Raw genomic sequence first — 12931 nt, forward strand, 5'->3', positions numbered from 1 at the left:
ACTCACCTCTCCGCACACCCGATACACGGGTCAATGGTCAACACCACGACCGGCACGTCCGCAAGGTCAATGCCTGCAAGCATCTTCACCAGCGGCGGGATGTTTGTCAGGGTCGGTGTCCGCACCGGTGGCGGACGATGTTCTTCTTGCCGTTGGCCTTTATGTAGTGCATGCACTCGCCACGGGGGGGCTGTTCGGAGAAGGCAAAGTACTCGCCATCCGGATTGCCCTTCACCTTTTCTTCGACAGGGCCGTCGGGCATCTTTGCCACCGCACGTTCGACGAGGTCGACTGCTGCGAGCACCTCTTCCGAGCGGACGAGGCAGCGATCCAGACAGTCCCCCGTGGGGGGGAGGGTGACCGGTTTGAACCCGAGTTCCCCCGTATGCCGAGTAGCCGCTGGACCGGACATCCATGTCGCAGCCGCTGCCACGGGCCGTCGGGCCGACCGCACCGAGATCCCATGCTTCTTCTTTCGTGAGGGTGCCAAGACCCCCCCGCATCCGGTGACGGACCGTCTGGTCATGGGTGAAGATGCGGTTCGACTCTTCAAGGAGCGGCCGGATCTTCTTCAGGTGGTCCACCATCTCGCCGAGTTTCTCGTCTCCGATGTCACGGCGGATACCGCCGACCTTGCACGAGCCCTGGATGACCCGGCCGCCGGTGGTTGCCTCCATGTCATCGAGGATCTCCTCTCTCAGGCGCCAGGCGTTCATGAAGAGGTTCTCGAATCCCATCGCATCAGCCGCAAGACCGAGCCAGAGCAGATGAGAGTGCATCCTTGAGTATTCCATCCAGATGGTCCGGATGAACTGGGCCCGCGGGGGAACCTCAATGCCCATGATATGTTCAATCGCATTGCAGTAGGTCACCGAGTGGGTAAACGAGCAGATTCCACAGATACGTTCTGCGATGAATACATAATCCTGGAAATCCCGTTTCTCAACGAGTTTTTCGAGACCGCGGTGGACATATCCTATTGTAGGGACTGCTTCCACCACCCGCTCGTCTTCCAGCACCAGATCCAGATGAATGGGCTCGGGCAGCACCGGGTGCTGGGGGGGCCCGAATGGCACAACGATTCGGTTGCCCATTATGCATCGCCTCCTTTCGGGACTTTGGTGACTTTGGGCGGGTTCTTGAACGGCGCCGGGATCTTCGTCTCGAAGAGATGTCCCTGGAAGTCGACGTTGATGTCGGTTACGGAGAGGCCGAAGAGATCATGGATCTCGTTTTCATAGATGAATGCTCCCCCCCAGTAGGTGCCGGAGATGCTCGGGATCACATCACCGTCGTTGACCGTGAGACGGAGGCTCTCGAAGTCCCACGACTTGGTGAAGGTATAGTTCACTTCATACCGGTCGCCGAGATTTGTACAGCCGATCTGCACCAGCCGGTGTCCCTTCGTGTGATACTCCTCTGTTTTTTTGAGGAGATCGCTGACCGGAATTTCAATAATGGTGTGTTTCTGTTCAATCATTGATTATTTCCCCCCCCTTTCTCTGCCATCTTTGCCCGTTTCTCTTCGAGAATACCCAGGGCCTGGACGACGCCGTCAATGATGGACTCGGGTCGGGCCGAGCATCCGGCACATAGACATCGACCGGGATGACTTTGTCAACCCCGCCCAGGATGTTGTAACAGTCCCGGAATACTCCGCCGGACGTGGCGCAGATGCCCACAGCGACCACGACTTTTGGGTCAGGCATCTGTTCATAGGTGTTCTTTACAATGGGCCGGTTTAGTTCATTGATGCCGCCCGTGATGATGAATACATCGGCGTGTTTCGGGTTGCCGGTATTGACAATCCCGAACCGCTCCAGATCATAGAGCGGCGTGAGGCAGGCCAGCACTTCGATATCGCAGCCATTGCAGCTGGATCCGTCGTAATGGATAATCCATGGAGATTTTGTAATATATGACATAGTTTTCACTCACCTCCCTAAAGCAGGGCAAGAACCCCCCCCAGGTTAATCACACCGGCAACGAGTGCCACGAGCCATGCACTCCTGAGCATGACCTGCCAGCGTACACGGGTCGTCGTATTGTCTACGAGTATCTCAAGGAAATAGAGACGATGACAACAAGAAGACCGAGCCATGGCATCGAGGCAAAGAAGAGCCAGACGAGGCCAAGGAAGAATACGGTCTCGTAGAGATGTGCAATCTCGACCATACCCAGTGTGGGACCGGCAAATTCTGTCGTCAGTCCCTTCACCAGTTCCTGGTGGGCGTGGTGACTGGTTGCAAGGTCAAAGGGTGATTTGCGCAGCTTGATGGTGAGCACATAGACGATACCCACAAAGAGGAGCGGGATGGTCATGAAGATGGGCTCGGGCCAGAAGGCGATGTCTTTCACGGAAAAGGACCCGGTGGCCATATAGAACCCGGCGGCTGTCAGAATGAGCATCGGTTCGACTGCCATCAATTGCAGCAGTTCCCGTTCCGCCCCCCCGATATGGCTGTAGGGCGAGACTGCCGCATATGCTCCCAGAATCAGGAAGGCATGGGCGAGCGTCAGTGCAAAGATGACGAGCAGGATGTCACTGCCGGAGAAGAAGAGTGCTCCGGTGAAAACGACAAATATCAGGTACGAGAAGATGTAGAAGTTCACCTCGTTTCTGACGACTGCCTTCTCTTTTTCAAAGAGTTTGAAGATATCATAGAGCGGCTGGAGCACCGGCGGGCCGACGCGTCCCTGCATCCGGGCGGTGACCTTCCGGTCGATACCGCCGATGAGTGCACCGATGAAGGGTGCGAGGATGATGAATCCAACAGCAAAGATGATTTCAGTAATCATGCGATCACCCCCCCATCAGGATTCCAACCAACATCAGGGCAATGAACGCGATGCACACCCCCCCATTGCCTATGTGCGAGAGGCGCTGTTCACCGAAGTAGTCCGCGAGATAGTAGTTGCCGAGTGCCACCGGGCGCTGCACACCGATGCTGCCTTTGAAATGCATGTCGGGGGGGTGGACGGCCGTCCACCCACGTAATGCGGCAGAATCTTGCGGTCTTTCCTGAAGTGCAGGAGGGAGAGTGGCATGACGAGCACCATGAAGACCATCATCACCATGATGATCATGTTGGCCTGGCCGAGGGTGGCGGCCATGCCGTAGATGCCGAAGACGTAGGGCACCACCAGATATGAGGAGAGCAGAGGGAACCCGATACAGACCGCGACCATCAGCACCGTGAGGGGGGGCACGAGGGCCGTGTATTCATGGTTGGATATCTTTACTTCCAGGGGGGGTTCGGGTTTCCATGCGACCTCTATCAGTTTGCCCAGCCATTTTGTCCAGAAGAATACGGTCACAGCACTGCCGAATGCTAAGAGGAGGACAAGGATGAAACCATACGGGGCCTCCAGGAATGCAACCAGGGCCGCCCACTTCGAGATAAGCATCCCGAAGGGGGGGGCAAGGAACATACCGGCGATGCCGATGATCATCATCACCGCGACTGTTGGCAGACGACCTAACAGGCCAGTCATGTCCTCAATGTCCCTGCTGCCGATCTTGTGTTCGACCGTTCCCACGGAGAGGAAGAGGAGGGACTTGGCGATGGCATGGAATACGATCAGCAGTATGGCTGCCCAGATTGCCGCATAGGTACCGATTCCAGCACAGGCGACGACGAGGCCAAGGTTTGCAATCGTTGAATAGGCAAGGACCTTCTTGGCGTTGGACTGGGATATCGCAATCCCGGATGCAAGGAGGAAGGTCACGCCACCGACAAGGGAGATCAGGTAGCCGACCATGCTCACATTATAGATGGGAGCAAACCGGACGATGACATAGACGCCTGCCTTTACCATCGTACTGGAGTGCAGAAGTGCCGATACCGGGGGGGTGGGTGCGACCATCGCACCGACCAGCCATGAGGAGAAGGGCATCTGTGCCGCCTTGGTCAGACCGGCAAACCCGATGAGGCTGCGGGTATCATGGCAACAGCAGGTCCTGCCGCAATCAGGGTATCCATCATGACGAGGCCCCCTGACGGGTTGGTAATTCCGATCCAGGCAAATGTGAACGCAAATCCGAGACCACCCAGAAGATTGAGGGTGAGGGCCCAGAACGCATTCTTCCGTGCCTGTTCATCCCAGCTGTATCCGATCAGCAGGAAGGAACAGAGTGTGGTTACTTCCCAGAAGAAGAAGAGCCAGAAGAGATTATTGGAGAATACTACCCCCCCATACATTGCCGCAAGGAAGACAAAGAGCAGCGCAAAGAACCAGCGCCGTTTGTCAGGCATGTCATCATGATGGGCGTGATAGTCACGCATGTAGCCGACCGAATAGATACAGATCAGACTGCCGATGATACCGATGATCATCGCCATGATGATGGAGAACGGGTCAATGAAGAGGTTGTTCAGTGCCGCGGTTTCGTGAATGAGTGACTCAGCGTAGAGTACCACACCCAGCTGAACCACAACCAGTCCGGCAATAATATATTGCCGGTATTTCGCGGCGAGATAGAGAAGGCCGGCGGATATAATGACTTCAAGTCCGGTCATGATCTGGGAGATCATGCTGGATTCGATATCAAAATACACCGTCCCGGCCCCCCCGCAAACAGTACAAACAGATACAGGGTAGCAGCGATGATGATCGCCGACACCAATGCCACAACTGTATCTCTGAGGCGGCCGTTCGGTAGAATACAGAACAGTAATGCCGCCAGTGCAGGGAAAAGAATCAGGAATACCAAGAGCTCCATGCTATACACCTCTGTGTGAAAGGTTGAGAATTAATCATTATTTATCATTGTCATTCTGCTAAACCGGACAATTATCCGCCAGAATCCAGTTTATGCCATTTCAATGTCTTATGTCTGGCAGCATAAAACCCCCCCTCCTATGGCGGAAAGAAGAGGGCGGATGCTCTTTTATGGGAAGTAATTCTGTAATCAGGTGCGCGGCAAATATATAATGGTTGTTTGTCGTGGCAAATGGAAAAAGAGCGTTTTCAGCGGTGTGGATGGGAAAAAAGGGTGTATTGATTTTCACATACCCATCTGGGATGCGTTCTTGGAGATCATCATGTCGTCGACACGGATGATGAGTGCAGCGGTCTCGGTCGCTGACATAATGGCCTGGCGCTTGACACGGGCGGGCTCGATGACCCCCCCTTCTGCATACATGTCCACGATCTCTCCGCTGAAGACGTCCAGACCGGTGTGGTTCTCACCTTTTGCGTGTGCGGTCTTGAGGGCGACGATCTTGTCGATCTGGTCAAAGCCGGAGTTCTCTGCGAGGGTGGCCGGAATGATCTCAAACATCCGGGCGAATGCCTCGATTGCGAGCTGGGTTCTGCTTCCTGGGTGGCGGCAAATTCAGCGATCTTCATCATCAGTTCGGTGTCAATGGCAGCGCCGCCGACAAGGAATTCTCCGTCTTCCATTGCGTCCATGACAACACGAACTGCATCGTAGACACCGCGTTCGAGTTCGTCGACGAAGACCTGTGAGGTGCCTTTTAAGAGGATGCTCACGGTCTGCGGGTTCTTGCACTCGGTGATCCGGGTGATGGTGATGTCCTTCATCTCTTCGATGAGGCCTGCTTCACCGAGCATATCTTCGGTCAGTTCTTCAGGCTTGTTGACGATGGTGGCACCGACCGCACGGGCGAGTTTCTTCATGTCGGAATCCGGGACGTCCTGAATGGCGATGACGTTCTCCTTTGCGAGGTAGAACTGGACTGCGTCTGAGATGCCCTTTCCGCAGAAGAGGGTGTTTGCACCGGAAGCAACGACCGCTGCCGCAATACTGCGGAGGGTCTCGTTCTCCTGTTCGCTGAAGGCTTCCATCTGCTCTGCAGAGGTGATCTTAATCTTGGACTTCACCTGGGTCTTTGTTACCTCAAGTGGCTGGGAGAGCATGGCGATCTTTGCGCCTTCGAGCCGTTTTGGCATGGAGTGCTGGACACGGGTCTTGTCAAGGAGGAATCCCCTGAGCAGTTCTGCGTCTTCCATGCTGTCGCCGACCATGGTCTTGATCTGGACGTCGTCCTCGTCAACCCGGTAGGTGCCGTCTTCGTTTTCCTGGGCGACGGCCAGCACCGCATCGACAACAATGCCGGTGATTGTCTCTTTGACATCCTCGATGGACTTTCCGGTGACGGCGGTGCCAGCGACCTTGATGAGCATCTCGCGGTCCTTACCGTCGGTTTTGATGACCTGTGCATCGATGATCTCCAGCGCCTTCTGCATACCGAGACGGTATCCGTTTGCGATGATCGTCGGGTGGACCTTCCGGTTGAGGAGGGCCTCTGCCTGTTCCATCAGACCACCGATGAAGATGGTTGCGGTGGTGGTGCCGTCGCCGACTTCATTGTCCTGTGTCTCGGCCACCTCGATGACGAGTTTTGCTGCCGGGTGTTCAACTGCCATCTCGTGAAGGATGGTGGCACCGTCGTTGGTGATAACGACGTCTCCGCCTGACTGGGAGACCATCATCTTGTCCATTCCCCGTGGGCCGAGGGTGGTGCGCACGGCTTCGGCGATTGCTTTGGCCGCCATAATATTGGATTTCTGGGCTTCGTTGCCGCCAATGCGCTCAACATTGTCCCGTAATATAACTACTGGTTGTCCCGCTAACATAATGCAGATACTCCTTAATGTGTCATAAAGTTGGATTTGTGATTCTATATATCTGTTGTGTTTGCCTCTCTGGAGGTCTCGCATATCGGGGGGGTCGAGCATCAATCAGATTCTATTTATTTGTGACATATGTATAGCAATTATTACTGACACATTTATATGTCTATATACGGACAGTTAGTTGATGGCTTCGTTTGTTGTTAAGGTTGATGACACGAATGGGCGGCACGGCGTGCTCGATATCGGGAGAGAGCGGATTTCGACCCCCCCTTTATACGTTCCGTCAGATGACATCTGGCAGGCGATGCGGGACATTCCGGGTGGTTCGGCATACTGCCGCTCCGGTGTCTGTGAATATGATATCTGGATCCGTCATCCGGATATTGAGCGTATCCGTCTGCACCCGGAAGAAAGGGAACTGCTGGAGCGGGAGGTGCGGGAACGGATGAGCCGGGTGCGGTCATCTGCCAAAATGATCCATTTCAACTTTTTCTCGGATGTGATGGGGGGGCTGGATAAAGAGTCGCTTATCCGGCTGCTTTGTCTTCAGTACCAGGCAGGTGCGGATGTGATTGAGATTCCGCACGGGTTCTGCAGTGTGCAGGCATACGAACGGATGGTGCGGTATGCCCTGGAATGGCAGCACGATTTCCGGTGTGACACATCCCTGATGGGTATTGCCCATTCCGCAGCAGATCTTACGATGCTGAACCGGTATCTGCCGCAGCTGGGCGGGGGGGTGGGTATTGACTGCCGTCGGTTTAATAAACCGCTGCTCTACCAGGTCCGAAAACTCCTGAAGCCGCAGGATGTCTGGGTGCATGCCTTTTCCGCTCCCCCCCTCCGGTATCGTGAGGTGGATAATCAGGGAACGCTGGGGGGGATGCTCATCAACTGGTTCGGGGGGGTGGATACCGTCAGTACCATCACTCAGGGAGATCCGGTCCGGGAGTATTTCACGTACCTCTTCTCCCGGATGGAAGGGCAGGAGAAGACGGAATGTCTGAAACAAATGCGCTATTTTGCACCCACTGATTACAGCACCCCTACCTTTGGCGATCTGGAGGTGTCCTACGGGGGGGACAGTCATCGGCTCTCTTCTTTCTGTGACTGTCCGGTCTGCCGTAATCTGACTATTGGGGGGGATGCGATGGAGAACCTGCCGGATCTCTACCTGAACAATCAGCTCCACCGTGCCTTTGCCTATTACAGAGAATCACAGAAATGCCGGCATGCTCTGATCAACAATGAGACGGACCGGTTTCTTGCCGGAAAATTGTACGCCGCAGAGATCATCCGGCGATCCGGCGGGACACTCGCGGGCCGGTGGCCGGGAAACGCCCCGGTGAGAAAGGTGGGAGATGGGAAGGTGCATGTATCCCGTATTGCCCGGCGGGATTATCCGTTGCCGGTTTTGTAACGTATTGGCATGCACGGCCGCGTGCGGCGTATGTCAGTTCTGTATTCTCTGTATACCCGGAGATGAGCAGATTATCCGATAAAATAGGGGGGGTGGTTGTCAGGGAATCCACCTGCTCCGGTCTTTGGGTTTAGTCGATACGTGATACCTGGAACAGGCTGAAGATCGGGACACCATCGATCTCTTTGATATTCTTCTTATTGAAGAGGACACAGACCGCTTCCGGCACCGCACCATGGTTTCTGAGGTGGCTGATGATATCGTTCATCGTGTTGCCGGAGGTGATCACGTCGTCGATGATGAGACAGTGTCTGCCCTGCACCTGTGCGAAGTTGCCGGAGATGGACCCGATCGGGTTTTCTCCCTGCGCATGTTTCTTCGGGTGGTACATGGTGAACTGTGCCCCCCCCTCCTCCGCTGCGATGATCGTCGCGAGGGGAATCCCCCCCGAGTGGGCGACTCCCACGACCAGTTCCGGTGCCGGGATATCGGTAGGGGTGCAGTCCCGTGCCTCCGCCTCGCCGTAGTAGTAGCGTTTGAGGAGGAGCAGGGCCGCGTCGCGCAGCATATCCGCGTTTCCGCCGACGATGGTCCAGTTGATATGGATGTCCTTCGGCGCCTCGGTGTCCTTCTGCTGGGTGAGAAGCCAGGTCACGGTCTCCATGGACAAAGAGAGTTCATCCGCGATCTGGCTGGGACTGTGGCCCTCGGCATGCAGCAGTTTTGCCTTTCCTATAAGTTCATCAAGAGAAGACATCGTGATTACCTATTCGGTGAGAAGAGGCTAATACTTTTTTCCGGACTTCGCCCGGAGAATCTCTGCGCCGCAGATCTGACACTCGCCGGGGGCCGACCAGAACCGCCCGCATCCCGTGCAGCGGTATTTCCATGTCCGTTTTTTCGCCCGCCGCTGCAGGATGGGGATCACCGGTATCTCCAGACGCTGTGCCGTGTTCTGCACCGCAAAGTCGTCGGTCATCACCGCTGCGTTCAGTTCCACTGCGAGAGCGAGGATGCCGGTGTCGGTCTCCGAGAGCACGGTCAGATCGCCGCTTTTCCGGGCGCAGCCGTGACCTTTGCCCATGCCACAGGGCCGGGGGGGGCATGGACGCGTAGACCCTGCTCTTCAAGCAGGGCAAGACGCATCCGGGCCGCCTCGGTCTTTACTTCGTTTACAACATCCGGGGTGGTGTAGCACTCGCCGGTTACCGGGAAACGGGTAAAAAAGACGGATGCATCAAGCACCACCCGTTTCTTTTCTTCTTCGTCCATTATTTTTTCACGGCTGCAGCGATCATCCCTGCTGCGGAGTAGGCGGATGCCGCCGATTCGATGGTGTCCGAGGACGCAACCGATGCCAGACCCGCTGCGGCGAGGCGGGCGAACCCGCCGGAGGCAAAGACCCCGTGCACGCAGGCGGCATGTACCGACCGGGCACCGCCGTCTTTGAGCATCCCCCGCCGCGGTGGCGAGGGTTCCGCCGGTGGATATGATGTCGTCGGTGATGACGATGTCACGCCCGCGGGCGTCCACTGAGGTCGGTGCTATTCTGACCTCTTCACCTGAGAGACGGGTCTTGGAGAGGTGGTCGGTCTCCCATCCGCCGTATTCGGCAATCTTTGCGGCGAATGCAGCCGCCCCCCCTTGTCCGGTGCAAGATGAGGGGGTTCGTCGCATCCGAGGCTGGCAATCCATCGTGCCATCTCCGGTGCGAGCGTGATATCTTCTGCCGGTGCACGGAAGTGGGAGAGCACCGAGTCCTCGTGGATGTTTACCGTGATGATTCGTGAGACTCCTGTGGAGAGTGCCCGGGCAATGGCACGGGCACTCAACGGTTCCCCCCCGTCATTGAACCGCTTGTCCTGTCGGGCATATCCCATATACGGCAGAACGAGGGTGATCTCGCTTCCTTCACAAGCATCGATCATCAGCAACAGCTGAACCAGAGACTGGTTGTCAACGGTGCTTGATACCAACAGCGTTTCGTTGTCCAGAACGCCTGTTTTCAGATATAATTCTCCGTCCGGAAATGCTTTAAACTGTGAATAAACAAGTGGCAAATCAAGTGCTTTTGCAACCTTTGAGCCAGAATCTGGGATTTTTCTGTACATACTACCTTCATCTGGATTACCCGTATTAGAAAGTACTTAAAGTATCAGAATAGATTATTAAAGCACTACCGGTCACATGGTGAGGGCCTGATAACGATATGACTCATTCAAAAGATAAAATTCCAGATGACTCCGGCATTGCACCGGATTCGGTTCCGGCCGCCACACCAGGAACCCAGGAGGTGCCGATATCGGGGGGGCAGAAGAAACGGACAGCGCAGGGACAGACGTCCCTGCTGCTCCTGAAGTGGCTCCGGTTTCGCCCAGTGAGGTGGCGCATTCCGGTGAGATTCCTGTACCGGAAAGCCTGATCGATCAGGTGATCGGTCAGGAACACGCGGTCGAAGTGATGCGCAAGGCAGCCATCCAGCGCCGCCATGTTTTGATGATAGGCACGCCGGGTACCGGCAAATCGATGCTCGCAAAGGCGATGGCAGAACTGCTCCCGAAGGAGGAGATGCAGGACATCCTCATCTATCCGAACGGGGAGGACCCGAATGAGCCCGTGGTCCGGACGGTTCCGTCCGGCAGAGGCAAGGAAATCGTGGGCGCCCATAAGCAGGAGGCGATGAAACGCACCAAGACGAGAAGCACACTGATTCTGCTTTTGATCTTCGGTATCATGGGCTACGCCCTGATCTCCGGGCAGCTCCTGTTCGGTATCATTGCAGCGGCCTTCATCTTCATGGCGATGCAGTATTCCCGTCCCAAGGAAGAGGCGATGGTGCCCAAGCTCCTCGTCTCCACCAAGCCTGACTCCAACGCACCCTTCATCGACGGCACCGGCTCCCATGCCGGTGCCCTCCTGGGTGACGTCCGCCACGATCCGTTCCAGTCCGGCGGACTGGAGACTCCGGCCCACGACCGTGTCGAGGCCGGTGCCATCCATAAGGCGCACAAGGGTGTGCTCTTCATCGATGAAATAAACACGCTCACTCCCCCCCACTCCCAGCAGAGTCTCTTAACCGCCCTGCAGGAAGGGGGGGAGTTCCCCATCACCGGCCAGAGTGAACGCTCCAGTGGTGCCATGGTCCGGACGGAAGCCGTTCCCTGCCGGTTTGTGATGGTTGCAGCCGGTAACCTGGACGGGGTGCAGGGGATGCATCCTGCGCTCCGGTCCCGTATCCGCGGCTACGGGTATGAGGTCTATATGCAGGAGACGATGCCTGACACACCGGAGAACCGCGACAAGTTCATCCGGTTCATCGCCCAGGAAGTCAAAAACGACGGCAAGATCCCGCACTTCGACCATGCGGCGATTGACGAGCTGCTACTTGAGGCACGCCGCCGGTCCAACCGGAAAGGCCACCTCACCCTCAAGCTGCGTGACATGGGCGGTCTCATCCGTGTGGCAGGCGATCTGGCCCGGCAGGAAGGAGCCGAGGTTGCCACCGCGAAGCATGTACTGGATGCAAAGAGTATGGCCAAGTCCATTGAAGACCAGATATCAGATGAGTACATCCGCCGGTCCCTGGAGTATGACCTCACGGTGGTCGAGGGCGGACTTGTGGGCCGGGTGAACGGTCTTGCGGTGATGGGCAGTGACTCCGGGTCGGTGCTCCCGATCGTGGCTGAAGTGACCCCCCCGACGCAGGGTGCCACCGGCCAGGTGATCGCCACCGGTCTTCTCAAGGAGATCGCCCAGGAGTCCATCAAGAACGTCAGTGCGATCATCAAGAATTTCACCGGCAAGGATATCCGGAACATGGATGTGCACGTCCAGTTTCTCGGCACCTACAGTGGGGGGGTGGAGGGTGACTCCGCCTCGGTGACCGTGGCCACCGGCATTATCAGCGCCATCGAAAACATTCCGGTCCGCCAGGACGTCGCGATGACCGGGTCGCTCTCGGTCCGTGGTCAGGTGCTGCCCATCGGCGGGGGGGTGACCTACAAGATTGAGGCCGCTGCCAAGGCCGGTATCAAGAAGATCATCATCCCGCAGTCAAACCTTGCAGACGTGGTCATTGAAGAGCGGTATGCGAAGATGGTTGAGATCATCCCGGTCACGACCATTGAGGAAGTCCTCGAAAACGCCCTCGTATTCGAGCGCAAGGAAGACTTCATGACAAAGATAAAAGAGATGTCATCCCGTCGGGCAAAGGCCTTCACAGAAGTGCCCGGTCCCAAACCTGCCAGTGCGTAATCACTGCGGGTAATCTTTTTTGATCGTCTCCTTCCCGGATATTTTTCCCTTTTTTTGTTCTGGGGTATTCCCTGCTTCAATGATACCTGCGGTTGCATGTCCCGGCCCTGTGGGGATCTCTCCCGTGTCCAAAATACCTGAACTGATCATGATCCTGATACCTGTGATCTGAACCAAAAAAACCGCAATTATTCTTTCAAAACGTTCGTGCAGATATTTATCGGTAATTCGTTCCTGTTTCATGCGGTTATGCGATTTCATCCGGGTATTTTGATCGTTTTATCAGAAATTTCCGTATTGGGTGTTCATTCCGCACCGTGGTCCAATGCCCGGCGTATTGGCCCGGCATATCGTTATCTTACGATATGTGTTCGTACTGCATATCCATTGGATGATGCCATTGGGGGGTGATGTAATGAAGAAAAAACCAACGGGTTTTCAAAAAACCGGTATAACATTATGGGCAGGTCTGGTAGTGATGATTCTGCTGCTTATTGTGCCGGTTGCGGCAGTTGCAGGAGAGGTGGTGGCTTGGGGGGGTGACAATGATGATGGACGGGCCACCGCCTCCCCCCTGGCAGCAATTATACCCAGGTTTCCGCAGGGGGTTGGCACAGCCTGGCACTCAGAGGATGGCACGATAGTGGCTTGGGG

9 protein-coding genes and 5 pseudogenes are annotated in these 12931 nt (G+C 56.0%); 3 read left to right on the forward strand and 11 right to left on the reverse strand.

Annotation, left to right across the window (positions count from 1 at the left end):
* Window positions 1–2: 2 nt before the first annotated feature.
* The 7 genes and pseudogenes from JCM10550_RS12870 to thsA all read right to left on the reverse strand — a co-directional run bounded on the left by JCM10550_RS12870 (window position 3) and on the right by thsA (window position 6603).
* A pseudogene (locus tag JCM10550_RS12870) lies at window positions 3–1094 on the reverse strand (nickel-dependent hydrogenase large subunit).
* Entirely contained in the window at window positions 1094–1480 is a 387-nt protein-coding gene (locus JCM10550_RS12875; RefSeq protein WP_062399705.1) for an NADH-quinone oxidoreductase subunit C, read from the reverse strand. Before JCM10550_RS12875 ends, JCM10550_RS12870 begins: the two are co-directional and overlap by 1 nt.
* Window positions 1477–1925, reverse strand: a pseudogene (gene nuoB, locus JCM10550_RS12880) (NADH-quinone oxidoreductase subunit NuoB). Before nuoB ends, JCM10550_RS12875 begins: the two are co-directional and overlap by 4 nt.
* A 17-nt stretch (window positions 1926–1942) precedes the next feature.
* A pseudogene (locus JCM10550_RS12885) lies at window positions 1943–2799 on the reverse strand (NADH-quinone oxidoreductase subunit H).
* Window positions 2800–2868: 69 nt separating this feature from the next.
* A complete protein-coding gene (locus tag JCM10550_RS12890; RefSeq protein ID WP_281175400.1) occupies window positions 2869–3897 on the reverse strand; it encodes a proton-conducting transporter membrane subunit in 1029 nt (342 codons plus the stop codon).
* A 14-nt stretch (window positions 3898–3911) separates the two neighbouring features.
* Window positions 3912–4559, reverse strand: coding sequence for a proton-conducting transporter membrane subunit (locus JCM10550_RS25250; protein WP_281175401.1), 648 nt, complete (start codon window positions 4557–4559; stop codon window positions 3912–3914).
* A 449-nt stretch (window positions 4560–5008) separates the two neighbouring features.
* Window positions 5009–6603: pseudogene (thsA, locus tag JCM10550_RS12895) on the reverse strand (thermosome subunit alpha).
* Between the two features lie 184 nt (window positions 6604–6787).
* Here thsA and JCM10550_RS12900 point away from each other — a divergent pair.
* On the forward strand, window positions 6788–8023 hold the full coding sequence (locus tag JCM10550_RS12900) for a hypothetical protein (protein WP_062399707.1): 1236 nt from the start codon (window positions 6788–6790) through the stop codon (window positions 8021–8023).
* Between the two features lie 130 nt (window positions 8024–8153).
* Here JCM10550_RS12900 and JCM10550_RS12905 read toward each other — a convergent pair whose 3' ends face one another.
* The 4 genes and pseudogenes from JCM10550_RS12905 to JCM10550_RS12920 all read right to left on the reverse strand — a co-directional run bounded on the left by JCM10550_RS12905 (window position 8154) and on the right by JCM10550_RS12920 (window position 10145).
* The gene (locus tag JCM10550_RS12905; RefSeq protein ID WP_062399710.1) at window positions 8154–8780 is read right to left on the reverse strand and encodes an orotate phosphoribosyltransferase-like protein; all 627 of its coding nucleotides are present in this window, start codon (window positions 8778–8780) and stop codon (window positions 8154–8156) included.
* A 27-nt stretch (window positions 8781–8807) separates the two neighbouring features.
* Window positions 8808–9107 (reverse strand): NOB1 family endonuclease, encoded by a 300-nt coding sequence (locus JCM10550_RS23345; protein ID WP_245619192.1) that lies wholly within the window; start codon window positions 9105–9107, stop codon window positions 8808–8810.
* Complete coding sequence (locus tag JCM10550_RS23350) at window positions 9065–9295, reverse strand: hypothetical protein (RefSeq protein WP_062399714.1); 231 nt, start codon at window positions 9293–9295, stop codon at window positions 9065–9067. Before JCM10550_RS23350 ends, JCM10550_RS23345 begins: the two co-directional genes overlap by 43 nt.
* Window positions 9295–10145: pseudogene (locus JCM10550_RS12920) on the reverse strand (ribose-phosphate diphosphokinase). The gene JCM10550_RS23350 and the pseudogene JCM10550_RS12920 overlap by 1 nt, the downstream one beginning before the upstream one ends.
* Window positions 10146–10232: 87 nt before the next feature.
* On the opposite strand from JCM10550_RS12920, the gene JCM10550_RS23355 reads away from it, so the two are divergent.
* Together JCM10550_RS23355 and lonB are read left to right on the forward strand one after the other, a co-directional pair.
* Window positions 10233–10445, forward strand: a complete 213-nt coding sequence (locus tag JCM10550_RS23355) for a hypothetical protein (protein ID WP_245619193.1) — start codon at window positions 10233–10235, stop codon at window positions 10443–10445.
* The gene (lonB, locus tag JCM10550_RS12925; RefSeq protein ID WP_062399716.1) at window positions 10382–12277 is read left to right on the forward strand and encodes an ATP-dependent protease LonB; all 1896 of its coding nucleotides are present in this window, start codon (window positions 10382–10384) and stop codon (window positions 12275–12277) included. Before JCM10550_RS23355 ends, lonB begins: the two co-directional genes overlap by 64 nt.
* Window positions 12278–12931 lie beyond the last annotated feature (654 nt).

The sequence above is a fragment of the Methanogenium cariaci JCM 10550 genome (assembly GCF_001315945.1).
In the GTDB taxonomy this organism is placed as follows: domain Archaea; phylum Halobacteriota; class Methanomicrobia; order Methanomicrobiales; family Methanomicrobiaceae; genus Methanogenium; species Methanogenium cariaci.